Origin of the sequence: Nodosilinea sp. LEGE 07298, from assembly GCF_015207265.1 — a bacterium.
Classification (GTDB): domain Bacteria; phylum Cyanobacteriota; class Cyanobacteriia; order Phormidesmidales; family Phormidesmidaceae; genus Nodosilinea.
In genome coordinates this window covers 1-25,197 of sequence record NZ_JADEXE010000069.1, presented here as the reverse complement: position 1 = coordinate 25,197, position 25,197 = coordinate 1, and the positions used below count along the sequence as shown (strand labels likewise).

At 56.5% G+C, this 25,197-nt stretch carries 18 protein-coding genes; 9 read left to right on the top strand and 9 right to left on the bottom strand.

Going from position 1 to position 25,197, the window contains the following annotated elements:
• A partial coding sequence (locus IQ273_RS11835) for a hypothetical protein (protein WP_194023371.1) occupies window positions 1-7,283 on the bottom strand: 7,283 nt, incomplete at its 3' end.
• Window positions 7,284-7,803: 520 nt separating this feature from the next.
• On the opposite strand from IQ273_RS11835, the gene IQ273_RS11830 reads away from it, so the two are divergent.
• A complete protein-coding gene (locus IQ273_RS11830) occupies window positions 7,804-8,061 on the top strand; it encodes a hypothetical protein (protein ID WP_194023370.1) in 258 nt (85 codons plus the stop codon).
• A gap of 240 nt (window positions 8,062-8,301) precedes the next feature.
• On the opposite strand, the gene IQ273_RS11825 is transcribed toward IQ273_RS11830, so the two are convergent.
• Entirely contained in the window at window positions 8,302-9,021 is a 720-nt protein-coding gene (locus tag IQ273_RS11825; RefSeq protein WP_194023369.1) for a cytochrome b/b6 domain-containing protein, read from the bottom strand.
• Between the two features lie 356 nt (window positions 9,022-9,377).
• On the opposite strand from IQ273_RS11825, the gene IQ273_RS11820 reads away from it, so the two are divergent.
• The 3 genes from IQ273_RS11820 (at window position 9,378) to IQ273_RS11810 (ending at window position 11,308) form a co-directional block, all read left to right on the top strand.
• The gene (locus IQ273_RS11820; protein WP_194023368.1) at window positions 9,378-9,791 is read left to right on the top strand and encodes a MerR family transcriptional regulator; all 414 of its coding nucleotides are present in this window, start codon (window positions 9,378-9,380) and stop codon (window positions 9,789-9,791) included.
• Window positions 9,751-10,167: a carboxymuconolactone decarboxylase family protein gene (locus tag IQ273_RS11815; RefSeq protein WP_194023367.1), complete on the top strand. Its 417-nt coding sequence runs from the start codon at window positions 9,751-9,753 to the stop codon at window positions 10,165-10,167. The genes IQ273_RS11820 and IQ273_RS11815 overlap by 41 nt, the downstream gene beginning before the upstream one ends.
• A 166-nt stretch (window positions 10,168-10,333) precedes the next feature.
• Window positions 10,334-11,308, top strand: a complete 975-nt coding sequence (locus IQ273_RS11810) for an aldo/keto reductase (protein WP_194023366.1) — start codon at window positions 10,334-10,336, stop codon at window positions 11,306-11,308.
• A 245-nt stretch (window positions 11,309-11,553) separates the two neighbouring features.
• Here the strand turns inward: IQ273_RS11810 and IQ273_RS11805 are convergent, their stop codons facing one another.
• Complete coding sequence (locus IQ273_RS11805; protein ID WP_228052857.1) at window positions 11,554-12,573, bottom strand: AI-2E family transporter; 1,020 nt, start codon at window positions 12,571-12,573, stop codon at window positions 11,554-11,556.
• A gap of 403 nt (window positions 12,574-12,976) precedes the next feature.
• Here IQ273_RS11805 and IQ273_RS11800 point away from each other — a divergent pair, with 403 nt between their 5' ends.
• The gene (locus tag IQ273_RS11800) at window positions 12,977-13,135 is read left to right on the top strand and encodes a YqaE/Pmp3 family membrane protein (RefSeq protein ID WP_194023365.1); all 159 of its coding nucleotides are present in this window, start codon (window positions 12,977-12,979) and stop codon (window positions 13,133-13,135) included.
• 802 nt (window positions 13,136-13,937) lie between these two features.
• Here IQ273_RS11800 and IQ273_RS11795 read toward each other — a convergent pair.
• Entirely contained in the window at window positions 13,938-14,423 is a 486-nt protein-coding gene (locus IQ273_RS11795; RefSeq protein ID WP_194023364.1) for a phage holin family protein, read from the bottom strand.
• A 583-nt stretch (window positions 14,424-15,006) separates the two neighbouring features.
• Between IQ273_RS11795 and IQ273_RS11790 the strand changes: the two genes are divergently transcribed.
• Both IQ273_RS11790 and IQ273_RS11785 read left to right on the top strand, forming a co-directional pair.
• A complete protein-coding gene (locus IQ273_RS11790; RefSeq protein WP_194023363.1) occupies window positions 15,007-15,831 on the top strand; it encodes a DUF1206 domain-containing protein in 825 nt (274 codons plus the stop codon).
• Between the two features lie 102 nt (window positions 15,832-15,933).
• Window positions 15,934-16,656 (top strand): phosphatase PAP2 family protein, encoded by a 723-nt coding sequence (locus tag IQ273_RS11785; RefSeq protein WP_194023362.1) that lies wholly within the window; start codon window positions 15,934-15,936, stop codon window positions 16,654-16,656.
• Between the two features lie 143 nt (window positions 16,657-16,799).
• On the opposite strand, the gene lepB is transcribed toward IQ273_RS11785, so the two are convergent.
• Both lepB and IQ273_RS11775 read right to left on the bottom strand, forming a co-directional pair.
• Window positions 16,800-17,366, bottom strand: a complete 567-nt coding sequence (gene lepB / locus IQ273_RS11780; RefSeq protein WP_194023361.1) for a signal peptidase I — start codon at window positions 17,364-17,366, stop codon at window positions 16,800-16,802.
• 494 nt (window positions 17,367-17,860) lie between these two features.
• Complete coding sequence (locus IQ273_RS11775; protein ID WP_194023360.1) at window positions 17,861-18,232, bottom strand: DUF5335 family protein; 372 nt, start codon at window positions 18,230-18,232, stop codon at window positions 17,861-17,863.
• Between the two features lie 370 nt (window positions 18,233-18,602).
• Between IQ273_RS11775 and IQ273_RS11770 the strand changes: the two genes are divergently transcribed.
• Window positions 18,603-19,190, top strand: a complete 588-nt coding sequence (locus IQ273_RS11770; protein ID WP_194023359.1) for a tetratricopeptide repeat protein — start codon at window positions 18,603-18,605, stop codon at window positions 19,188-19,190.
• A gap of 30 nt (window positions 19,191-19,220) precedes the next feature.
• Here the strand turns inward: IQ273_RS11770 and IQ273_RS11765 are convergent, their stop codons facing one another.
• Window positions 19,221-19,433: a hypothetical protein gene (locus IQ273_RS11765; protein ID WP_194023358.1), complete on the bottom strand. Its 213-nt coding sequence runs from the start codon at window positions 19,431-19,433 to the stop codon at window positions 19,221-19,223.
• A gap of 66 nt (window positions 19,434-19,499) precedes the next feature.
• Here IQ273_RS11765 and lgt point away from each other — a divergent pair, with 66 nt between their 5' ends.
• A complete protein-coding gene (lgt, locus tag IQ273_RS11760; RefSeq protein WP_228052855.1) occupies window positions 19,500-20,360 on the top strand; it encodes a prolipoprotein diacylglyceryl transferase in 861 nt (286 codons plus the stop codon).
• Window positions 20,361-20,447: 87 nt separating this feature from the next.
• Here the strand turns inward: lgt and IQ273_RS11755 are convergent, their stop codons facing one another.
• Both IQ273_RS11755 and IQ273_RS11750 read right to left on the bottom strand, forming a co-directional pair.
• Complete coding sequence (locus IQ273_RS11755; protein ID WP_194023357.1) at window positions 20,448-21,860, bottom strand: SGNH/GDSL hydrolase family protein; 1,413 nt, start codon at window positions 21,858-21,860, stop codon at window positions 20,448-20,450.
• Window positions 21,861-22,104: 244 nt separating this feature from the next.
• Window positions 22,105-25,194, bottom strand: coding sequence for an efflux RND transporter permease subunit (locus IQ273_RS11750; RefSeq protein ID WP_194023372.1), 3,090 nt, complete (start codon window positions 25,192-25,194; stop codon window positions 22,105-22,107).
• Window positions 25,195-25,197: the final 3 nt, after the last annotated feature.

Sequence of the window (25,197 nt, the reverse complement as noted above, 5' to 3'; positions counted from 1 at the left end):
GCCCGCAGCGCGTCCAGGGCGGTCTGGAGAGCCCGCAGCAGATCTTCTCCCAGCACCAGCTCATTGGTGCGTTCGTCCCGCAGGGTCAACCCGATGCTCAGCCCCAGGCGCAGCAAAATGCTCCAGCCATAGGGGTCAGCGGAGGGGGCCGTCAGCTCTTGAAACGCGGCCAGGTCGCCCGGCCCCCGTGGGGGGCCATACTGCACGTCTACGTTGTAGGTGGGTAGCGGGGTCTGGCCGTTGGGTAGCAGGTAGCCCTGGGGGTTCTCATCCAGGGTTTCAACCAGCGCTTGCAAAAACGGGTGCAGGGCCGCTTCTCGCTGGGTGGGGTCGGTCAGAGTGGGCCAGGCGGGCCATACCAGCTGCGACTCGCGCCACGAATACCAAGGGCTTTGGCCTAGCTGATCGCCCTCCACAGGGGCGCTAACGGGGTCTTCCAGACGGCGCACCCGGCTGGGGTACCAGGCCTCCCACTGGTTGGCGGTCAGGGTGTCTTTAGGGGTAAAGGGCAGGTCTTCGGCGGGCAGTAACTGCACCTGCTGAATTTCCCGCAGGGCTGCCGCCAACCGGGCCGTGGAGCTAAACGTCTGGGTAGTGTGGGCGTCCACATCTAGCTCTAGCAGGGTGTAGCTGGCGTTGAGGTTGAGCGGGTACTGGGGCTGGTGGCTGGGTCCCTGGTTCCAGCGCAGCCGCAGCAGCCGCAGCTGTGCCGGGTGGGGGCGATAGGTAACATCGTTGAGGCTGCCGCTGAACAGCGCCGCCGTTCCCAGGCCAGGCATGGGTACGTGGGCGACCCCCGCCACAATGCGGCTATCTTCGGGGGGCAGCATGGGCAGCCGCAGGGGCTTGGGCAGCCACTCCAGCTGGGCGGGCTGCCGTTCTTCTAGGCTGTCGCCGCTGACACTGGTTTTGAATAGCAGCAGCAGCTTCACTGGGGCTAGCGCCGAGGGCACCCCATTCACAGACTCGGTCTGCAAAAATACCTGCCATGCCTCAGGCCGCCAGTGGCGATCGCCAGCATCTCTGCCAGGGAAAATGCCTGCCTGCTGGAGCGCCACCATCAGGTCGGTGCCATCGGCAGTGGCGGTGACCACGGCCCGGTTGTTTGCTCTTGCAGCGGGGGGCTGGAGCGGAATTTTGATATCCGTTGGCAGGGCGCGGGCGTTGGTGGTAGGCAGGTTTTTAGAGCGCGGCCCCTGGGTCGAGCTATCGAGGCCGTAGCTACCGATGGGCAGAGTGCTGTCTTTGCGGAAGATCAGTCGGTGCTGGGCTACGGGCACGGCGGGGCCATCGCGCAGGGCGACGGGGTCGCTCCACTGCATGCGGATTTGGCTGGGTACGACCACGGCTGGGGTCACGGGCTGCTCGGGGTCACCCGCCAGCGTCCAATCCGCATTCTCTAGCTGGTACGAAACAATGAACTCGCCGTCTACGGGTACCCTGGGCGGCTCGCTGGGGTAACGGGTCGCCACCAGCGTTAGAGGCCGACCGGGGGTCTTGGTAAAGTCAATCGGGGTAATTGAGTAGAGGTAGCTGCGCCCGGTGGCGGGCATGGCGGCCTGGTCTTCTAGGGTCTCGGCGGTGAAGTGATCGACTAGCTGGAAGCGGGGCTGGAGCTGCTTGAGCACACCACCGTCGGTTTGCAGACCGGCTACCTCTAGGGCATGCTGGTTTTCCTCTAGGAAGGAGTGGGCGGCGGGCGGTAGGTTTTCCCGCAGGGCGGCTAAAAAGGCATCGGCTCCGGTGAACTCTGGTAGATCTCTGAGGTCCGTTGCGATCGCACTATCGTCGGCAAAAATCCCCTCTTCTACCAGCAGCGCGATCACCTCTTCAGTCACTCTAAAGTGGGCCTCAAAGCAGGCCCCTGCCGCTGGTTTGACGGTATAGAAAGCCTCAGGCTCATTGCCGTCTAGGCAGCGCCGCCGCACCTGGTAGTGCAGCAGATGCTGGTTGGGGTCGCGCTGGCAGGCGCTACAGCCTGCGTCGGGCGGCTGGTTCCAGGTTAAATCCCAGGCGATCGCAATGGTGTTGGTGTCGGTCAGGGGCTGCACCTGCTCAAACTGGGGTGGGTTGGCCGCAAACCCGGCCGCTCTGACGTTAAAGGTGCGCACCGTACGGGAATCTGAATCTGGGGTCGTGCTCAGGCGATTGAGTCGCTGCTTTAGGGTGGGGAGGTTGTCCGACTCGGCCCGGTCGAGCCAGCCGGGGGCCGGGCCTTGGTAGCGAAACACCAGGCCCATCTGGAAGCCAATGGAGCTTTCGACAAAGCTGCGATCTTTGGGCTCTATCGCCTGGGGATTGGTGCCGTCGGGGCCATCGGGCAGATCGGCGTAGTCTTGCAGATCGGCGATTAAGTCCTGCACAATCAGCCCCCGCAGCTGGTGGGCCTGCTGGTTGGCCTGCTCTTCGGCCAGCAGGTCGGCATCGGCGGCGGGGCCGGTTTCTCCAGAGGCGGCCTCGCCCGTGGGGGTGTAGATGCTGGTACTGTCGCGGAAGGCGACCTCCAGGGCCTGCTCATAGAGCGAGGTGGGGTCGTGCTTAAAGAAGGGAGAGCTGCGGAACTGCTCTAGCGCTCCCCGCACAGCGGCCTCGTAGGCCCCCTCAGAGGGATTCTGCACCCGGTCGTCGGTCAGGGTTTCTTGGCGGGCTGCGATCGCATCGGGATCGGCCACCGGTACATCCTGCCCATCTATTTCCTCGGTCCTAAAGGCGTAGCTCAGATACCGGCCCAGGCTGATATCCTCGCTCTCTTCACTCACGGCTCCAGTCGCTGCGTACTGGGTAGCCGTCTCGATCGCCGCAGTCCAATCGACCTTCCAGCGCAGGGGCGTGGTAGCGTCGTCAACCCCCTGCCACAGATCGCTGGCCACGGGCCGAAAATGCTGTAGCACAAACCCTTCGGGCAGAAGCGGCAGGGCCAGTTCAAAGTCTTGATCCACGGTCACGGAGTTGTCGGGAGGCACGGGTACAAAGCCCTGCTCCTCGGGGGCATCGCCCTCGGTCTCGGCCCGGGGCAGCAGCACAAAGTAGCCCCAGCTACCCTCCTCTGGGGGCCGAATCACAAACAGGTCGTAGCCGGGTTGGCTAAATTCGCCCTCAATCTCCTGGCTCAAGGTGGCTACGCTGGCCCGCACTGGGACTAGAGACGTAGCTCCTGCCACCTCTGGCTGACCGTCTGCTGTCGGAGCCGCTGGAGCTGCCGGAGCTGCCGGAGCTGTCGGAGCCGCTGGAGCCGCCATCGCCGCCATCGCCGCCATCGGTACGGCCCGAGCGGCCCGAGCGGCGGCCCTCGGAGTACCCTCTGCCACCCCCTGGGGTGAACTCGCCGCTCCGCCTACGCCGGGCACGGGCTGCACGTCCGAGGCCTCTAAGCCAAGGTTGAGGAAAGGAGCCGTGCGGTTGAGAGCGGTCTGCACCGCCCCTTCATTGAGGCCCAACTTGACATTGACCTGTAGGTTGCGCCCCATGGCCGAGATCAACAGCGTGCCGCTGCCCCGCAGACCGGGGTTGGTGAGGCCGTCTAGGCCCAGCTCCAGTCCGGCGGTAAAGCCAATTTCCAGACTGAGGCGGAACGTTTTTTTGATAAAGAGCAGCTTAATCCACAGGGCGATTGAGATGCGAATGCGCATTTCAATGCCGATCGCCGCGTAGATGGCCGACTTGCCCGCCGGGTCGGCAAAATCGACCAGGCCAATGAACCGCGCCCCCCAGGCAAAAGAGGCGTGGGCGCTGACCCGCACTCCGACAATCTTGAGGTTGAGTTCGGCATCAAAGCTGAGACTGCCCCTGGCTTTGTAGCTAATGCCCAGCACCAGGTAGTGCTTGCTGACCCGAAAGATCATGCCGCCAGACACTTCGGCCTCCAGCGGGCCAATTTTTTGCCCCCAGCGCAGCATGTTGGGCCAGCCCAGCTCGGCGTGGAGCAGGGCTGGTTCGATCAAAATGGTGGCGGCAAACTGGCCGTTTAAGATCGCCTGCTCAACAAAGGCGGGCAGCGGCGGTCGGGTGCCCATGCTGCCGTTGGGGTTCGAAGAAATTTGGGCTAAAAACCGCTTTTGCCGCACCGACAGCAGCACAAAGCCGCTAAACAGGGGCCGCTCCCGCAGCTCGTTAACATCGTTGACGTAGTCGTAATAGTTAGAGTTGATCCAGGCGCGCACCGCCATAAAGAAGGTGAGGTCGCTGCGGAAGGCGATAATCGCATCGAACAGGAACAGGCAGGGGAGGGCCTGCTCAATGTGCTCCAACCACTTAAGGGAGATCGCCCCCGGCGTGGCCGAGGTCTGGGAGATCAAGGCCCGCAGCACAATCGTCCAGCGCAGTGATTCCCCTGGCCCTTCAAGGTCCACCGACCAGCGATCGCGCTTCGACAGATCGCCCTGGGTGCGCGACAGCTCCCGCAGGTTGCCAATCAGCTGGCTGAGGTTGTTGGCCTCATCGGCAGCTTTGATGCTGGCAATGGTGTAGCGGTAGCCAAACCCCAGCCCGATCTCGCGAATGTACAGCTCCACAAAGGGAATGTAGAGACTGATCTGGCGGGCCTCGACAAAGATAAACCAGGCCTTGACCCAGGGCTCGCTCTCTGAGCGGCGCACCCGCAAAAAGGCAAAACTGGCGGCAAATACCGGCATGCCCGGTATCTCCATCACCCCCTCACCCAAAAAGCCCTGCTCGGTCTCGCTATTGCGAAACTCCACGACGGCGTTGAGCTTAAAGGCCTCGCCCAAACTGATATTGACCTCTAGTTCCTGCATGTACAGACGCGGGAAGAAGCTGCCCTTAGGCGGCAGGCCAATGAACAGGCTATGGAAGTCAATTTTGACGGTATTGACATCCCCCGTGCCCTGGGCAAATTTCACCTGACCGCCAATTTCCATGGCGGCGGCTCCGTCAAACTGCTCAAACTGGGGCACAAAGCCAATGGAGCGAATCTCCATCTCAAAGCAGCCGAGGAAGCTAAAGGAGACCTTCTCCGGTAGCTCAATCAAGAAATTGACATGCTTACCGATGACGCTGAGATCGCTGGTCAAGGGGCATTCCACCAGCTGAATTTTGATTCCTGCCAGCAGCGCTAGGGGGCCACTGGGGTTATCGCCGGGCAGCGGCGAAAACTGGGCCGACCCGGTGAGGGTAAAGTACAGGTGAAACCTGCCGTCGTTGACAAACTTGAGCCCCAGGGCGTCGATAGAAAACTTAAACCGGGTGCTCTGGCAGCTGAGAAGCTCATTGCCCCGCAGGTTGGCGGCCCCGGCCACCAGGGTGAGTGCCCCATTGCGCTGGCTAAACTGCAAAGCAATATCGGCGATCGCTTCTCCCACCAGATCTGGCGGCAGCGGGCCAGACCCCGCCAGGGTAAAGTCTTGAATGCGGTTTTCGACAATCTCCAGGCGGCTGCCGTGGAACCGAAAGCGCGTATCTAGGCCGTTGAGCTTGGCGGGGCGATCGCTGACCTCAGCAGTTAGGGTAATGCCCGTGTCGGTAATCGCCAGGTTGCTGACGATAAAGGTGATGGGGTCTTCACTGGCCCCCAGGTAGCTAATTTCAATAGTGGCCCCAGGGGCCTGTACCACCTGATAGTTATAGTCCTTCGTTACCAGGGTGAGGTGCTGAAAGCGACCGGGAATGGGGTCGCCAGCATCATTGAGGGCGGGGGCTCCCTTAAAGCGCCACTTGAGCCCCAGGTAGAGCTTCTCCGGTTCAATCACCTCCTGGGCCGACAGCAGCCGTAGCCCATCGCCATGCTCGACCTTCAGGGCAAAGGTCTCCCAGTTAAAGTTAATCCCAAACTCACTGTTGAGCAGCAGCGAGCCAATTCGCACCTGGGCATCGGCTTCGAGTTTAATCAGACTGTTGGCCAGGTCAACCTCCAGGCCGTCCTTAAAATTGAGCTGAATCCGCTGATCTCGCTGGTCGTTGCGCAAAAACGGAAAGTCAAAGGCGTCGGTATTAAACGTTGCGCTCAGTTGCCAGTCATTGGCGCTCAGACTGGCGAGCTGGTTTAACCCTGAACCGAGGACAAGGGTATTGGGTTGGTCAAAGTTAAGCTCGGGCAGCTCACCGGGCACCTGTTTGAAAAAGGTGGGTAGGCCGGGTTGAGTCAGCGTCCAGTCGAGCAGGGCCAGACTGACCCTGTTTTTGGCCATGAAATCGACCTTAAACAGCGGGTCGGCATCGGCTTTGGCGGCAGGGTTCGAGTCGTTTTGCAGCTCTCGCTGGGGAGGGCGGTCTCCCCCCTGCGATCGCTCCCAAGCAAAGGTGCTAGAAGCCGTCAGCAACTGCTCCCCAGGCTCTATAGGATCAGCGGCTGGCAGGGTGAGAATAAACAAGAAGCGGTTTAGCTGCTGCGAATCTTTGCGCAGGAGCAGCACTGTGTAGCGAGTCTGGGCCGGGGTGGTAATAGCAATTCCGGGTAGGCGATAATTCTGGCGGCGGTTGAGAAAAGTCCAGTCGAGGCGCACCGACTCCATCGGGTCGCCTAGGCCCAGCCGCAGGGTAATCACCGCTGCGCTAGCGCCCTCCTCAGCCCGAAAGTTGGAGGCCAACCGCCCCAGCCACTCGCTCAGCTGGGTGGTTTCCCAACGAATCGCCAGAAACTTAACGGTACCGGTCAAATCGATAAACAGACGAGCCGCCTCAATGAGCAAATTGGCCGCCGCAATGAGTCGAACAGGCTGACCCAGCTGCACACTCAGCGGGTTGGGGAAGGTGACTGAGCCGTCGGAGGCAATGGCCACCGTTACCCTGGATAACGATATATCGGTATGTTTGCGGCTGGGGTCAGGGGCATAACTGGTCGCACCGCCGCTCCCAGCAAGGGCGCGCATGGGCTCAAAGCTAGCAGCCTTTAACCGCAGGGCTAAAGTTAGGTTCAAGGCAACCTGTAGAGATCCGCTGGCACGGCTGGCGATCGCTTCAAACTCCTGAACCGGCAGCACAAAACTCAGACCTTCCATCCCCGCCAGGCTGGCTTCTCGCTCGCTGAGTATGGCCAGTTGCAAGGTCAGTTGCTGCTGAGTGGGGGCAAAGGTCACAACGTTCTGCAATACCGTGGGTAAGGGCAGCACGTCCGCAGCCCCCCCGCCTCCCAGCCAGCCGCTAACGCTGTTGAACCATTGGGCAATGCCCTCGCGCTCTGTATCGCTCAGCGGCGGTTCTTCGCTGCCTGCCCCCGGATCGATCAGCCGCACCTGCTCAAACAGCGTATCGAGAACTGAACTCACGCCGCCCAGGGCGACTGGCAGATCCAGCAGATCCGTAATCTCGATCGGTAGTTGACGAGTCATAGAGTACTAAATAAAGAAGGGCCTTTTCAGGGTGTGACCGATACCTGCGTAAAAACAGGCTGTGGAATTTCCGCAAAAACTCCACACCAAAATTCCATATGGTTGGCAGACTCTGCTTTGCCAAATCTTTCAAAAGCAAAAATGGCGCAGCAGATTCTCTGCCCAACTCTGACCTCACCTAAACCAAAGGCAAGGTCTGGCCTGATTGACTGACAAAACTCTCGAAACCTTGATTCCGCCTTAGGTTGGGTTAGCGATAGCGGAACCCAACCAAACTACTGCTAGCGTTGGGCTTCGTGACCTCAACCCAACCTACGGGGCAAACTTTTGTCAGTCAATCAGAGGTCTGGCAAACAACAAAATCAAAGCTGAAGAAATAAAATTAGAACCCTTATCCGACTCCAAAAGCAGAATTTTGCCCATAAAATAGCTGTGGCCAGTCTGGTTAAGACAGGTCTCCTATGAACGTTCAAACGTTTGAACGTTCATAGAGTTTCTGGATGTCCTAACCAACGTGACTATGGCTAAAAAACGCGGATATCAAGCTGCATTTGGTAAAGATTTGTCACCAAATATAGCTGCAACATCTCCAGCAGATGACCGTAATTTGTTGAAGAATTTCAGGGAACTAGCTGAGATGAAGGCATTAGGGGTAGTTAACCGCTCCGATCATCTCGTCTACTCGAAGCCAATGTCTCCAAAGCAGAGCGCGGAGACATCTTTCAAAGAACACACAGGTATTGTACGGCAAGACCTTGGCAGAATCAAACAACTGTGAAGTAACACTCCAATAGGTTTGACAACCAACGGTAGAATGCGGGTTTCGCCCTCTTTTGCGGTAGTTTGGTCAACGAGAAACCAAAGGTTTCAAAGCTTGTCTGGGAACGTGTTCAGACTATTGCTCTAGGCTTACCCTGCGCGGTGGACAGCTTTTCTACACCCAACCCCGCAAAACCGTCTGGAGTGTTGCGACTTAGTAACGTCTAGAATCCGTTAGTTTTCCTACTCCTAAATTAAATTAAAATTCGACGGCCTTTTTCAATATGGGAAGTACCCAAGCGATAAAAATACTGATCAAAATAGCTATTTCCATAATGATTAAGCTGGAAACAGGCTGAAACCAGGTTTTCCACGCTCCTTTTCTAACGTTCGACCACCATTGCGCAAGATGCTCTGGCCAAAGTCTGGGACTATCCCGATCGCGTACCTTTCGAGCGAGCATAGACAATAATAACGGGGTTCCACCTACTTTTGCATTTATTAATATATGTAATGCGATCGCAACTAACATTAACACCCATGAAATCAGGTGGGCGTAATACCAACCATGATAGAGTTCCCCCTTGGGAAGCCAGGTTTCGTCCATCATTTTGCCGCTAAAGAGGGCAAAGGTAAGGGCTAAAAGAGCCAACGTGTTAGTAAATCGATTGAGGGTGTACCACCAGACGGGCTGACCAATCCGAGCCAGCTGAGCCACTGAACCGGGCTGTACTAATCGCCGTTGCCCACGATGAAACGCATAGACGACAAAGGCTGGAAATATCAGTAATGTCCATAGGCCGAAGGTGCCGTGAATCCCCTCAATGTCTTTGAAGGTAGGCAAAGGGATTCTGCCCCAGCGGCCATCGTAGGTGTCATAGGTCCAGAAGGCGGTTAACATTGCCGCTATTAAACATAGCGCTGTCAAGCCATGCAAAATACGCAGAAGAAGGGGTTGATAGGGCTGGGTTGCTTTCATAAACTACAGAAGATAGGTGTTTGAAATACGAATAAATCTGTGCGATGAATTCAAAAAAATATAATCTTGACTAGCGTTAGGCGAACTAATTCTAGCCTAAAAGATGATGCAACATACAGCCAGAATGAGCACAAATGAGATTTTATACCAGCTTCAAAAATAACTTCGAAAAACTCATTTATGAATAAAAAATGAGAAGACCTGAAATAGTATTTTGCTTATATCGTTGGCATGAAGAAAAATCAATAGTCTGGTTATGCACAGCACATCGGTTAGGTAGTAACCGCTCTTAGCGATCGCCATTTGCTTGAAAACTTGCTTGACTTAGAGTGCGCTCTAACCTCTAAGGTGCAGCTATGGAACCAGAACTCACCATTCAGCAGGTCGCTCAGGCCACCGGACTTAGCGTACACACCCTGCGCTACTACGAACGCTGCGACTTGATTGCCCCCATTGGGCGCTCAACCAGTGGCCACCGGCGCTACTCGGCCAACGACCTGCGCTGGATTGAGTTTTTAAACAAGCTGCGGCTGACCGGCATGCCCATTCGTCAAATGCAGCAGTATGCGGAGCTAATCAGGTCGCAGCCTGACTCCGGGTTTTATGCCAGACGGCAAATGTTGGAATCGCATCGCGAAGCGGTCTTAGCCCAAATTCAGCAGCTGCAAGACAACCTAGCCGTCATTGACTGGAAGATTCAGCACTACTTAGAGTTAGAGGCAAACCTAAATGACTCACTCAAAACACCGCCCCAAATCCAACCGGCCTGATACCGACTCAGCCCGGTTTCAGCAGGGGTGGCAGCAGCTCAGCGCCATCGATGGGGCCGCCGGAAAGCAGGTAATTGAAAGTCTTCAAGACATTGCCCCCGACCTGGCCCGCTACGTGATCGAGTTTCCCTTTGGCGATATTTATAGTCGTCCTGGGCTGGATTTGAAATCTCGAGAAATCGCCACGATCGCAGCGCTAACCGCCCTGGGCAACGCCAAACCCCAGCTCAAAGTTCATCTTCAGGCAGCGCTCAACGTGGGCTGTAGCCGTGAAGAAATCATTGAAGTCGTGATCCAGATGGCAGTCTATGCCGGGTTTCCAGCCGCCCTCAATGGCATGACCGCCGTAAAAGAAGTCTTCGCTGAACAACAGTAAAGATTTGACTAAGCTGCTGGCGACAAGCTCTAGGGTCTAGGGTTTAAGCGTTTAGGTTTTGCCTTAAACCGTATACCTTAAACCCTGAACCCCTACTATCCTGTCGTCTTTGGCTTGGCACACTACCAGCACATAGCCATACGCAAACTAAACCAGGAGTTAAATCATGAAAACTCGTAAATTAGGTCAATTAGAAGTCTCCGCCATTGGGCTGGGCTGCATGGGCATGTCGGAGTTTTACAGCGGTCGCGACGAGGCTGAGGCGATCGCCACCCTGCACCGCGCCCTAGAGCTAGGGGTTAACTTTCTCGACACCGCCGATATGTATGGCCCCTTTACCAACGAAGAACTGGTGGGTCGGGCGATTCAAGGTCGCCGCGACCAGGTGGTGCTGGCTACCAAATTTGGCAACGTGCGCACTGCCGAGGGCGGCTGGGGCGGCGTTAACGGCAAACCCGAGTACGTCAAACATTGCTGCGAGGCCTCACTCCAGCGCCTGGGGGTGGAGGTAATTGACCTCTACTACCAGCACCGAGTAGACCCTACCGTACCGATCGAAGACACGATTGGGGCAATGGCTGAGCTAGTGCAGGCGGGCAAAGTGCGCTATTTGGGCCTGTCGGAGGCGGCCCCAGAGACCATTCGTCGGGCCGCTGCGGTGCACCCCATTACCGCGCTGCAAACCGAATATTCGCTCTGGAGCCGGGAGCCGGAGGACGACATTTTGCCCACGGTGCGCGAGCTGGGGATTGGCTTTGTGCCCTATAGCCCCCTGGGGCGCGGGTTTTTGACCGGAGCTTTTCAAAGCCCCGACGACGTTGCCCCCGACGACTACCGCCGTCATGCGCCCCGCTTTCAGGGTGAGAACTTTGCCAAAAACCTGGCCTTAGTCGATCGGGTGAAGGCGATCGCGCAAGAAAAAGGTGTGACCCCGGCCCAGCTCGCCCTGGCCTGGCTGCTGGCCCAAGGCGATGATATCGTGCCCATTCCAGGTACGAAGCGCCGTCAGTACCTAGAGGAAAACGTGGGCACCGTGGAGATCAGCCTCTCCCCAGCTGAACTAGATCGCCTCGATGCCGTAGTCCCCCAGGGAGCAGCGGTGGGCGATCGCTACGCCGATATGAGTACCGTAAACCGCTAGACAAGCAGAGAAACTTGAACCTGAATGCCCCTTTTTTAGGAGGCATTCAGGTTGAACAAGTGTTCAATGTCATAGCAGATCCGTTGACAAGTCGTTTTCAATCAGGCTGCGCTACCTACAGCCTAGTACTCGACGGCTGAAATATGCCCACCATTCCGGCTCGCTTGGCTCCCTAGCTCCCCAGCTCCCCAGCTCCCCTGCTCCCCAACGTTCAGACATAATCCCTAAACTGTCACCATTGAGTACTAGTGCTGGTCTAAAAAGCCTTTGACTAAAAACTCGTTGATCCACTGTTGAATAATCAGCGTTAGCGGTAGGGCCAGCAGCAGTCCCAAAAAGCCAAACAATACGGCAAACACTACCTGGGACAGCAATGTTACCGCTGGCAGCAGCGAAACCTGCTTTTTCATCACCATCGGGGTCAAAATATTGCTTTCAATCTGCTGAATCATAACGTAAAGGACAATCACCGCGATCGCTTTCCAGGGGGCTTCAAGCAGTGCGATCGCGGTGGGCGGAAGCACGCTCAGGAAAGGGCCAAGGTTGGGAATGAACGCCAGCAGTCCGGCCAGTAAACCATTGGCGAAAGCTAGGGGAATGCCCAAAATCCAGAGGCCGATCATGCTCATCGTGGCGATGATCGTCATATTGAAGAGAATGCCGACAAACCAACCTGAGATCGCTTCTTCGCAGTCGTTTAACACATAGCTTACCTGCTGTCGACGAGACGATGGAAAGAGCTTTAGAAAGAGCCCTCGGTAGGCTTTTGGGTTTAACAGCATCATGATGATCAGTACCGTCACCAAAAGCAGGTTAAGTGCCACAGTTAGCGTATTCGAGAACCAGGTAAAGAACCGCCCGAATATCATCTCCAGGTTTAAGGTCTGAAGCCGATTTAAGATGGCTTCAAGACTTTGCAGATCGTCTATGGCAAAGCCCGGTATTGTATCGCCTAGGTTAATCGCCCAGGACTGCGCCTGATTGATAGCTTGGCTGGTAAGACGAATTAAGTCCTGAAGCTGGTTGAAAAAGGGTGGCACAATGATGAACCCAAACCCGCTCGCAATCAACAAGACAGAAACAACTAAAATTAGAACGGCTACTCTGCGATCGGGAATGCGTTTTTGCAGCAGGATAACCGCGCGGTTGAGCACGACAACAAAGGTAACAGCGGCTAAAGCCAGCAGCAGCACGCTGCGAATTTGCCAAGAAATATAAAGGCAAATCCCCAAAATAACTAGACTCATCCACTGGGTAAATTTCAATGGAAGTTTTCCTATCGTGAGAACGCAGCGAGAACCGATCGAGAGTCAGTGCCAAACTCTGCCTACTTACGCTCAATTCATTCAGGCAAGCAGCGATCGCCCCTACAGAGCCATCTCGGTCGGGTCTGGCTCAATGCAGGCTAAACCAATGAACTGAGGCGATTGAAAGCGAAGTTGCCATGACAACTTTCAATAATTAGCTAACTAGGATTAGTTAACTAGTACTGAATTACGTATTAATATTGTTAGCTATTCTCTTTCGGCAGGCATCCTTCTCAAGAATTATATGGCCATAAGTTATGTCTTTTTATGGATTAACTTACTATCCAAAGAAAGATGAAAATTAGCCAGGTATACTCTTTAATCTATAAAGGAGAAAAGTCAAATTGACTAAGGAGAATTTATGGATATCATCAGGATTATAGCGGCAATTTTGCTGCCACCTCTGGGAGTTTTTCTACAAGAAGGAATCGGTGTTCAGTTCTGGATTAACATCTTGCTAACACTTCTGGGCTATATTCCCGGCATCATCCACGCCGTGTGGATCATCGTTAAGCGCTAGAAAGCTCACGTCACCGATTTTGGCACTGCCCTAGCTAAACAGGTAGTCAGATCTTGTCGGATGTTCGTAAGTTGCACGATCGCTATGAATGCCGCACCGAAGCTAACTTCAGCAGCGTGCATTCAAACGTTGTACAGCACATCCTAAAACAGCTATAGCGGTTCTCGGTTAAGTGAGATACACAATTGCTGAGTTCTAGATCCCCCCGGTTCCTGGCTGTCTAAGTTTCATTCTGTATCAATCTGTATCAGGGGGGGCGGTGGATCATCTCGATGTACTTCACCCAAGTGAAACTCGCTGTATCAAAGAACCGTAATTCAAACAAAATTTAAGCCCTGACCATTGGTCAGGGCTTTTTAGGTGGATTGGTGGATTGTAAGTCTTGCGCCGTTGGGCGACTGCAGGCTGCGATAGACTGCGATCGCTTGCGTTCTCATCCGCCTGTAGCGCGTTCAGCCTCAAATGCAGCCGATTGAGTGGCTGTAGGGCCAACTAAGCTATAGGCGGAGGTCGTCAAAAACCTAAAATTCGCCTGACGTAATGCTTGCTCAATCGGTTTGAGGTGCAGCCCAGATGCCCGCTTTACGACAGCTATTTGTCCGAGCTTAATCGAGCGCGGCGAGCCGCCTTTCATCCACTGAGTAGCGACCTGGTAGCCCATCCCGAATGACAAAATTGACGCTCCAGAAAACAGCGCTAGCAGCTTTGCAGAATTAATATGCTTTATCACTGTTAACCTCAAGAATTTCTGGAGCATTGATCTACGCTCTAGTTGAGCTAAGACATCGTCGAGTCGGTAGGACTACACCTGAGAACCACTGTCAGTTGTCAGTTCAGACCCTTCTTTAGATTTAGACATGGCGATTGGAGAGGCATTGCTCTTAGGCAGCTGAGACGATGGGTTGGCAGCGTTAAGTTCAGACCCGTCTTTCATAAAAGCAGGGGCTTTCTTGTCGAGGTAGCTACCCAGAAAGGTGTTGACTGCAGACAGCACAACTGGTCCCAGCAAAAATCCTAGAATGCCCGTGACGTAGAAGCCAGGCACAAACAGGGACGCTAGCCAGAGGCAGAGACCGTTAACAATTAGAGAGAAGGCTCCGAACGTGATCGTATTGATAGGCAAAGTGAACGCCTGTAAAAAAGGCTTCACAAATGCATTGACGACACCTACAGAAGCGGCGGCGATCGCAGCGGCAGTAAGCGTATCAATGGTGATTCCGGGCACTACTAAGTCAACGACTAGCAGACTTAAGGCCGTAGCCAAACCAGATAGAAAGATAGTCCACATGGCAAACTCCTACTTTGTAATTACACAGATAATTTCAGCTCAAGGTCATGCTTCTAAACCCAAGGGGCAAATGCTGTACGACAGATGGCCTTAAGAGATCAGCAAACATCGACAAAAACAAGAGCGCAGAAGCAAGAGGGTTTTCTGCTTCTGCTATATCTGCCTTTACATTAGAGAAAACCAGCTCGCTCTGCTTCTATCTTGGGAGTCATCTTTTGAGCTTTATCATCGCTTAGCCCTTACGGCTAGGTTTATTAAGCGATTTCTGCCGGATCTCTATCGATAGAAATACAGTGCTTCTCAGAGCTGATCAGAAGGGTGCTGGGTTCAGGGCTACCAGAGTACTCAAAGAGAGCATCAAAAGATAGAGGCAAAATCTTTCAAAAACTCTAACGCTAGAAGGATGGTTCAGCTTGACTCCCCAGTATATAAATCGGTTACTTTCAGATTGATCATATCAACCTGATTTGCACTGGCTAAAAGATCGCACTTGCAGGCAGGCTTGCGTTTGGATTTGGTCTGAGCAAATTTGGCGCGTTTTTTCAGCCAGAAAGCTAGCTAAACGCTATAAGGCAACACAATAATGGATCTTCAAGATATAAATCCCCAAGGGCAGCAGCCGGAACAATGGATCGAGCGACTGGCTCGATTTGGTTACGCGGCTAAAGGAATCGTCTATATCATTATCGGATTTCTCGCCTTCATGGCCGCCGTCAACTGGGGCGGGCGGGTCACTGGCACCCAAGGTGCATTTCAAACGATCGCATCCCAACCCTTTGGCAAGGTGATGCTATTTCTGGTTGCCGTTGGGCTGTTAGGGTACGTGCTTTGGCGATTTGTGGAGGCTGTGAAAGATCCAGAACACAACGACAGCGGTGCGGGCGCGATCGGCAGACGCATCTCCTACGCCGTCAGCGGCATAATTTACGGTGCTGTAGCCCTGTCTGCCCTCAAAATAGTGTTTGGGAATTCGTCTAGCAGCGGCAGTTCTGGCAACCAGGAGCAAACGGCTACCCTGTTGTCTCAACCGTTTGGTCGCTGGCTAGTGGCCGCTGTGGGCGTAGCGAGTATAGCCTACGGATTTTACTGTTTTTACCGCTCCTATTCCACCAAATTTCGCCGCAAGCTGAAGCTGTCTGAAGTGGATATTGCTACAGAAAAGTGGATCACTCGCATTGGGCGATTTGGGCTGGCCGCCAAAGGGGTTGTCGCTGTTATCATTGGCTACTTCTTTATCCAATCCGCTCGTACCTACGATGCCAGTCAATCTGCAGACACAGAAGGAGCCCTGCAAGCACTTCAGCAGCAGCCCTATGGCGCTTGGCTGATGGGGATTGTTGCGCTCGGTCTGGTGGCCTACGGTATTCATCTTGGGGTTCAGGCTCGCTATCGGCGTATTTCTCCGTAGATTTCAGCTGAGTTTCTGTGCAGAATGGCCCGGTAAAAAGGGCTAAAGGCGTGATCGCCTGCCAGTTACGGTCAACTATGGCTATCGGAGATTGAGTTCAGTATGGCGCGTTGGACAACGGCTCAGGTTCTCAAGCGGGGTTGGTATCAGTTTTGGCAAGATAGTCGTCAGGTACCGCAAAAGGTTTGGCGGCGGTGGGCAGGTACTTTGGCGATTGGGCTAGGGCTGTGCGCTTTGATCACCCTGGCTTTGACCGTGGGGGTTAAGCTCCACACCGACCAGGGACTACAGGCCTGGGATGCCCGCATGCTGCCCGTGCTGGCCGATCGCCTGCCGCTGAGCTTTTCTAGGTCAATTACCTGGGAGTCGCCGGGCAATTTGCTCGGCATACTGCCCGTGGTGTGTGTATTTGTAGGCATTATGGTGGCGCGATCGCGGCCCCTGCTGGCAGCCACCATGATAGTGGCCTACGTGCTACAGTTCGCCCTGGTGTGGATCGGCTGGGGTTACTGGAATCGCGATCGCCCCGATTTAATTGCCAATGGGGTAGCGGCTTCAGGGCTGCACTCGTTTCCATCGGGGCACGCGGTCGTGGTGATTACGGTCTACGGGCTGCTGGGCTATCTGTGGTGTCGCGCCTCACGCAGCTGGGTCGAAAAGCTCCTGATTACGGTTGCCATCGCTGGTTGGATTGGCCTAATTGTCAGCTCGCGGCTGGAGTTGGGAGCCCATTGGCCCAGCGATGTCGTAGTAGGGGTAATCATTGGCCTGCTGTGGCTGGCAACGGTAATTGTGGCTCTAAAACGGGTTGAAGAAGCACTATAACGGTTCAGGGTGTGTGGCTCTAAAACGGGTTTAGGAAGCACTACAACGGTTCAGGGTGTAGGGTGCACGGTTTGAGGAGAGCCGTACACCTTACACCCTACTGACCGATTGTCTCTAGCTAGGTAGACGCCTGGGCTTTGGGGTTAGTCTACATTTCCCAGCCGGTCGGGGGGCCAAAACCGAAAGACAGCTCGACCAATTAGGTGATCTTTCGGCAAAAAGCCCCAGTAGTGGGAGTCGAAGCTCTTGTTGCGGTTGTCGCCCAGCACCAGGTACGAATCGGGGGGAACCGTTACCGGGCCGTACTGGTAGTCGGGTTTGGCGGCAATATAGGGTTCTTGCTGAACCTCGTCATTAATATAGAGCTGGCCGTCTTTGACCTCAACCACATCTCCGGGTAGGGCCACCAGTCGCTTGATAAAGGCGTCTTTTTGACCAAGGGCATCGGGGGGCCGAAACACTACAATGTCGCCCCGCTGGGGATTGCCAAAGTCATAGCTGACCTTATCGATAATTAGGCGATCGTTGATCTCCAGAGTGGGCAACATCGACTCAGAGGGGATATAGCGAGCCTCGGCCACAAAGGTGCGAATGCCAAAGGCCAGCAGTACGCTCAGGCCCAGGGTTTCGACGGTTTCGCGCAAAACTCCCTTAACGTTGGCAGCCGGAGGATTTTGAGGGTCAGATGGGCTGCTGTTGGCATTGTGCATGGGCGGATGGTGAGTGGGTAGGGGTGATGCGATGGTTAAAGACCAGTCTAAGGGCGATCGCTTTTAACCTTAAGAGCGGACCCAAAGTTTCCTCGGTGCTGGCCTTTAACTGATTCTATAGCCACCAACAGATTGATTAGGACATTCTGTGTAGCGTTTTTAGAGCGCTGGCGTATCGTCAGCGATCGCTGCCAAGTTTTGCCAGGGGCAATAGCCTGTGTTCTAAGCGCAGTAGCCATCGCATCTATAGATCTTAGGCGGATGGATTCTATAGTAGCGCTGGGTTTTGTGCCAGCGCGTTAAGCGGCTGTTCGACCGGGTCAACTCACCCTACGCCACCCTAGGGCGTGTCATCAATTCCGATTGCCAATCGCGAGGGAGCAGGGGAGCTAGGGAACCAAGCGAGCCAGAATAGTGGACTTATTTCAGCCTTCGAGTCCTAGGGGCCGTAACCCCTGATTCTTGAGCCATCGACGGCTAATTGATGACGGCCCCTAGGACTGAAAATGGATCTTGCTTTGGGCCTGGTCTTGGTTGGTAATCGTGCAGGAGAGCACAATGCCATCTTCGTCGGTGACGATGCTAACGGCCTGGGGACACACGACGCGGTGAGCGTAGGTGGCTTCGCCAATTCCCTGGGGGCGGCCTACAGTAATCACCAGGTCGCTGCCGTAGTCGAGGCGATCGTAGGTGATGGCATGGAGAGGGGTGTGGCGCAGCACTTCAAAATCCCCCAGGTGATCGTCTAGCAGCTTTAGCGTAATCAAGCGGCCCCGATTTTCGTCGGTGAGCTGATCAAAAAACTCTGACCATACCGCCGGGGGAATAGCGAGCTGATAGCGCTTGTAAGACAGACCCAGTTGCATCGTTCACCTCCTCTAGTTAAATGGCCTAAATGTTGAGCCTTAGCTTAGGGGCGAGCTGTGTCGTCGATATGGCGCTGGTGTGACGACGAGGTGTTTTTAGAACACAACGTTTAGGACAGGGCAACGGGAAGAAAAGTTTCTGCCCTGGACAAACGACCCTACAGCCTTCGGTCTAGCGGCGATAACGCTCGACCGGACGCTGCCTGATTCAGCTGAATAGTCTCTGTAGAAAACAACTTGAACCTGCTGAGAGTTTTGGGTGCGCCAGGACTGCAATATCTCTGATACGGCGCTGACACATGGTTGCCATATCGGCTGATTACCGTTGGCTACCAAATCAATCGCTTCCTCTCACGCAAAGGACAGATTTATGGAAACCTGTGTGCGCGATGACTCTCTGAGCCGGTCTTTAGACCATCGCCAACGTTTACCCCTCGGCCCTCGCTCAACGTCGCTGGCTGCGGGTCGGCCCGATCGCAGCTTTGAAAGCCTGCGCCACGGCGAGATGGGCAAACTGCTTTTAGAGCAAGGCCGCTACCAGGAGGCCCTGACGCAGTTTGAACAGGCCCTGGCCCTCGACCCCCACCAGGCCGAAACCTGGTCTAGCCGTGCCGATGCCCTGAGCGGCCTGGGTCGCTATGAAGCCGCCTTACAAAGTATCGAGCAGGCCCAGGCCCTAGCCGGGGTGGCCAATGCTCACCTGTGGGTGCAAAAGGCGGTGCTGTTGATCTTGCTCAACCAGCCCCAGCTAGCGCTCACCTGCTGCAACCAGGCTCTATGGCGATCGCCCAGTCACCTTCAGGCGTGGCTATTTCGGGGGGTGGCCCTGCATCGCTTAGGGCAGCTTCGGGCCGCCTATCGCAGCTACCAGCGGGTGCTACAGCCAGCGATACCCGCCGTGGCCAACTCTATGCGCAGGCTGTGCCAAGACCTCGCTTTAGACCAGCAGGCTAGCTGACCGCGTGAGCTAGCTGGGTATCTCAGCAATCTAGGGCTGACCCGAGCGATCGCAGTGGCGATCGCTCGGGCGGCGGGTCTGCATTTGGCTATGTTTACTGGGGGCCACAGCTGCGATCGCGTCTAACCCAGTGCTGGCCCAGTGCTGGCAACGCTCCACCCCTAGTCGGCTGCCCCGCCCGCAGACCTGACCACCCCAAAACAGCCGGGTCGCTGACCCGAAGGGTAACTCAGCGCCATACACTGAACCTAACGACGCTGTTTTGCTAACCGCTGACAGTCGGGTCTATACCGTTCCTACCTTTCATTGATGATGCATGTAATCGCCAGTATGGCTGGGTTTGGCCCCCTCGGGCAGCTGGCTTCCCCAGGGCCAATCGCCTTTCAGCTTGGTCCCATTACCATTCGGTGGTACGGGCTGCTGATTACGACAGGTTTGCTGCTGGGCATTACCCTGGCCCAGCGGCTGGGCCAGCGGCGCGGCCTAGACCCAGAGCGCATCGGCGATTTAGCGATTTGGCTGGTGCTGGGAGCACTACCGGGGGCACGGATTTACTACGTGTTGTTTGAGTGGCAGCGCTACGCCGACCGCCCCCTCTCGGCCCTGGCAATTTGGCAGGGGGGCATTGCCATTCACGGGGCCATTTTGGGGGGCGCGATCGCCGCGCTGCTGTTTGCCCGCCGCTACAAACTCTCTTTCTGGCAATTGGCCGATGTGGTGGCCCCGGCGCTAGTGCTGGGGCAAGCGATCGGTCGCTGGGGCAATTTCTTCAACTCTGAGGCCTTTGGTAGCCCTACATCGCTGCCCTGGCGAGTCTTTATTCCCCCCGCTCAGCGCCCGCCCGGTCTGGCCAATGTTGCCTACTACCATCCCACTTTTCTCTACGAGTCGCTGTGGAACCTGGGCGTGCTGGGCCTGGTGCTCTGGCTGTTTTTTTGGGGCCTGCGCCATCCTGGGCGACTCAAGACCGGCACAATCTTTCTCGTCTACTTCGCTACCTACAGCCTGGGCCGCTTTTGGATTGAAGGCCTGCGCCTCGATAGCCTCATGCTGGGGCCACTGAGAATTGCTCAGGTCGTGAGTTTAGTCGGCATCACCCTTAGCATGGTTGGGCTGCTGTGGCTGTATCGGCTCAAGCGTCCTCTACCCGATGTGGCCAGAGCCGAATAGTGGTGGGCGTCACCGTTGGGCTAAGGGAAAGTGTCTCGCCAAGAGCTAGCTCCGATCAAAGCCTTTCTCGGCCTGAGAAACGATGTTTCAAAGCCCGTAGGGTTGGGGCTGAATGGCGACTTGGCTGGCGATCGCCCTGTAGAGCCGGTCTGATATGAGCGTATAGGCTTCATCGGTTAGGCCCACTGGGCTTTGAAACGCCTGCCCAGCAAAGTCTTCGTAGATTGGGTAAAAATTTAAGACCTGAGCATTAGCCGATTGATTACTGGCCTGGTTGGCAACGGTTGCTAAACCCGCAAACCCAGCGCGCATTTGCTCCAGGTAGGCATTGTCTAGCTCAGCCAAAATTGCCGATTCTTCAGGTGTTAGCGACTCTTGCTGACGAGTCGAAATTTCAGGCTCAATGCCGATAATTAGGCGCTTTTGGTTGGTCGCAGCCCAGCTCACCATCTGCCGCATGTGGCGACCGTAGCGCTCAATGCGCTGGTCGAGTTCGGCCTGGTCGGCGGGTAGGCGATCGCTGAGAGTAGCCTCAAACGTGGGCGAGTAGAGGTTGAGCGGTTCGGCCTGGCGCGGCGCGGCCTGCTGCCGTTGCAGAGCGTAGCGTTTAACGCCCTGCACAATGTAGAGCTGATCAAACCAGTCCTGCATCTGATCGCTCAGCTGAGCACCCAACGACTGGCTGTCGCCGGTCAAATATTGCTCTAGCCCCGGCACATCGCTGCCCCGGTCAGCGCTAGGCAGCATCAGGTCGGCATAGCCCCCCATTACCACCACAAAGTCTGGGTTGTAGGCGGCCACCCGCTGGGTCAGCATGGCCAGATCATTGCCCGAGGCGTAGCCCGGTACGGCGGCATTTACAACTCGGTACTGCCCGTCTCGAATGCGCGGCGGCAGCGCCAGGGCTTCTTGCACCTGGTCGGCCCGAAAGGGCAGCGCGCTGGGCTGAAACTGACTGGGGTTAGCTCGCTGCTGGGCAACTTGGTCGTTGAGGCGGGTTTCTAGCTTGCTGGCAAAGGTGGTCTGGTTGTTGGAGCTGAGCTGGCCAAAGGCCGTCGAGCCGCCGAGCACAAAAATTCTGATCTCTCCCGCTGGCTTGGTGCTCGGTACGGCCTCATTATCGCGAAACCCGCTGTCGTTGATCTGCCAAAAATCGCTCTGCTGATTGCCCGCCAGCCGGTAGCCCAGCAGGGGGTCGCGAACTGCGTTCAACTCGCCACCGTCGGGCAGACCGGCGTAGGGCTGGCCTGCTCGGCTAATAAACCGCAGATGGTAAGCATCTCTGACATCAGAGGTGGGATTGGCGGTGAAGCGATCGCTGGTGCCCGTGGCATGGGTCAGCACCCGCGTTAGCAACTCGATGCCAACAGGAATGCCAATTAGCAACAGAAGAAACAGCACCAACCGTAAGCGGCGACGCGGCGATTTTCTCTTGTATTGGTAACTGCTGTACATAAACTCCGCCACTCTCAAGTCCGATACGTCAACGGCCACATCCACGGGCAAATTAGCAGATCGATTGTAGGCGATCGCCGCCCGTTCACTCCAACGGCCCGCAAATTACGTTTCCAGAGACTTATTCAAGCCACCCGCCACCCGCGCAAAAAAGTTAACCTCTTAACTAGCACTAGAAGTCGAAAGGGCAATTTATGTTCCGCAAGGGCTCAAATTGTTCAGGTTGAATTTACATTGTCAGGCTTGGATTAGGGTTGCTGCGTTGTTCGACGTGTTTCTGTTCGACAAACTACAGCCTAGAAAAAGCTGGCTCTGGGGGAGTTGGAGCCACGGTGGCAGGGCGACGGTAGCTCAGCAGTCGGTAGATCGAGGGAATGTAGTAGAGCGCCAGCAGGGTTGCGCCGCCGAGGCCGCCTGCGATCGCGATCGCCAGCGGCGGCCAAAACCCGGTGGGGTCGAGCAGCAGCGGCACAAAGCCAATCATGGTGGTAATGGTGGTGGCGATCACGTGACGGGTGGCGTGAAAGACCACGTCTTCCACCGCCTGGGGATGACCCAGCTTGGCTTCGGGGTGCTCGCGCAGGGCGGCCAGCACCACAATCGAGTCATTAATGGCGAGGCCAATTAGCCCCAGGGTGCCAAGAATGGCGGTGAAGCCGAAGATTGAGCCAAACAGCTTTAGCGCCAGAGCGGCGAGGCCCACCGAGAGAATCGCCACGGTGCCGATTAGCGCCGCCAGCCCAAAGGAATTGAACGACAGCACCAGGGTCGCGGTCATCAAAATCATCAGCACCCCGACGGTGGAGAGCAGGTTGCCGACGGCGGTACCGCGAGCATCGGCCTCGCCACCGTACTCGATGCGGTAGCCGGGGGGCAGCTCAAACCCCTGAAGCCGCTGTTGCAAGGTGGCCAGCACCGTACTGGGCAACGCACCAGCGGTAATGAAGCCCTGCACGGTGTTGATGCGCTGACCGTTGCGGCGGCTGATGCTGGCGATATCGGGTACTAGATCGAGCGAGGCGATCGCATCTAAGGGCAGTTCTCCCTGGGCGGTGACCAGATCCAGCGAGCCAATTGCCCCCAGATCGCCCTGCTGGTCTTCCGGTACCCGCACCCGTACGGGAATGTCGCGAGTGCCGTCTAGCACCGAGCCGCCGGTTCTGCCATCGAGAGCGGCATTCAGCTGGCTGGCGATCGCCTGATTGTCGAGACCTAAACGGCGAGCCTGGGCTTCATCTACCGTCAGCGCCAGCTTGGGCAGCGCCTCGGTCAGGGTGGCGCGGGTGTGCACTACATCGGGTACCTGGGCCAGTTCAGCGCGGAGGCGATCGCCCAACTCCCGCAGCCCCGCCAAATCTGCCCCGTAGACCCGCAGCTCAATCGGTGCGTCAAAGGGTGGTCCCTGCTCCAGCTGCTTCACCAAAACCTGGGCCTGGGGGAAGGCGGCATCCATCTCACTTTGCAGGGTTTGAATGGTAGCTCGAATGCGATCGGTGCTGGCCAGCTGCACAATGCCCTGAGCGTAGTTTTGGGCATTGCGGCGGTTATCTAGCACATTGTAGAAAAAGGGCGGCGCGGTGCGGCCCATAAACCAGTGCACATCGTCGATATCGGGATGGTTGAGGGCGAGTGCTCGGGCCTGCTGCACCTGGGCCTGGGTGGCATCCAGCGAAGCCTGGGTGGGTAGCTCAAACTCAATCTGAAACTGGTTGCGGTTGGTGGGCGGGAAAAACTGCTGGGGCAGGGTGGCAAACACCGCAAACCCCATCACCGGCAAAATCAGCGACAGGCCAACGCCGAGCCAGGGGCGACGAAATACCGCCCGCAGCGTCCACCGATAGCCGTTGGCCAGGGCGGCGTTAGCAAAACCAGTTTGTAACCAGGCCCAGCGCTGGGGCAGTGGGTTCCACTGGTGCAAGCGCCCCACCAGCGACACAATCACCGTCAGCGATAGCGCCAGCGAACTCAGCAGGGCCAAAATTACTGTCAGGCCAATGGTGCCGATGAACTCGCCCACGCCCCCCGGCGAAGTGGCAATGGGAACAAAAGCCAGCACCGTGGTCAACGTGCTGGCTAGCAATGGCACCAGCAGGTGGCGCACCGTTTGCGACACCGCCTCGGCTGGCGGCATGCCCTGGCGCAGCCGCCCCTGCACTTCATCCACCACAATGATGGCGTTGTCGATCAGCAGCCCCAGGGCAATGATGATGCCCGTTACCGACATCTGGTGTAGGGGCACGCCGAGCACTTTCATGGTGCCGAAGACCGTCAAGGTGGTCAGCGGTAGGGCCAGACCCACCAGCAGAGCTGACTTCCAGCCCAAAATCAGCAGTGATATGCCGATGACCAGCAGTGAGCCCAGCACCAGGTTTCCTACCACCCCATTCAGGCGCTGCTGCACGTACTGGCTCTGGTCAAGCACGACGTGCAGACCCAGTTCATCGGGCAGCTCACGGCGAAACTGATCTAACACCTGGCGAGCCTGAATGGCCCACAGATCGACCCGTTCAGCCGATTCGACTTTGGCTGAGAGGGCGATCGCCCCATGCCCATTTACCAGGGCCAGATCCGTCGGCGGGTCCTGCACGGCTTTGGTCACGGTGGCAATATCGCCGAGCTGAGCCACCTGCCCGTCTGCCCCAGCCGCAATGGGGATGGCGCGAATCTGCTCTAGAGAGCTGAGGCTGCTGTCAACTTCGAGCAAAAACTCGCTGCGATCGCTGCGGTACTGCCCCGCCGAAACCTTGGCATCGCTGGCGGCAATTTGCTGAGCGAGCGCCGCCGCCGTCAGCCCCAGCTGCGACAGCTCCGTGGCGGCAATATCCACCCGAATTTCTTCATCGGGCTCGCCAAATACATCCACCGTTTCGGTGCCGGGAATCGCCCGCAGGCGATCTTCTAGCGCCGCCGCCAGCCGCCCCATAATCGCGTAGTTGGGCGCATCGTTTCGCTGCCAGGTTAGCCCCACAATCAGGGCGCTGGCTTTAGTGGAGCTGTCGGCATACTCCGGCACCGAGGCGGCAGCGGGCAGGTCGGGTACGGCATCGTCGACCTTGCTGCGCACCTTGGCCCACACTGGGTCCACGTCGGGAATGGTGTCCTTCAGCTCCACCGTAATTACCGAAATGCCGCTGCCCGAGGTCGATCGCAGCGATTCAATTTCCTCCAGCTCAAACAGCCGATCCTCGATCTTCTCGGTCACCAGCGTCTCGACCCGCTCGGGTGTGGCCCCCGGCAAAAAGGTGGTAACGCGGGCAAACCGCTGCACAATCTCCGGGTCTTCTAAGCGCGGCAGGGTGAGAAAGGCCGAGAGACCCCAGACGATGATTAGCACCAGGGTGAGGAGGAGGAGCTGGCGGTTGCGGTAGAAGAGGTTCATGGG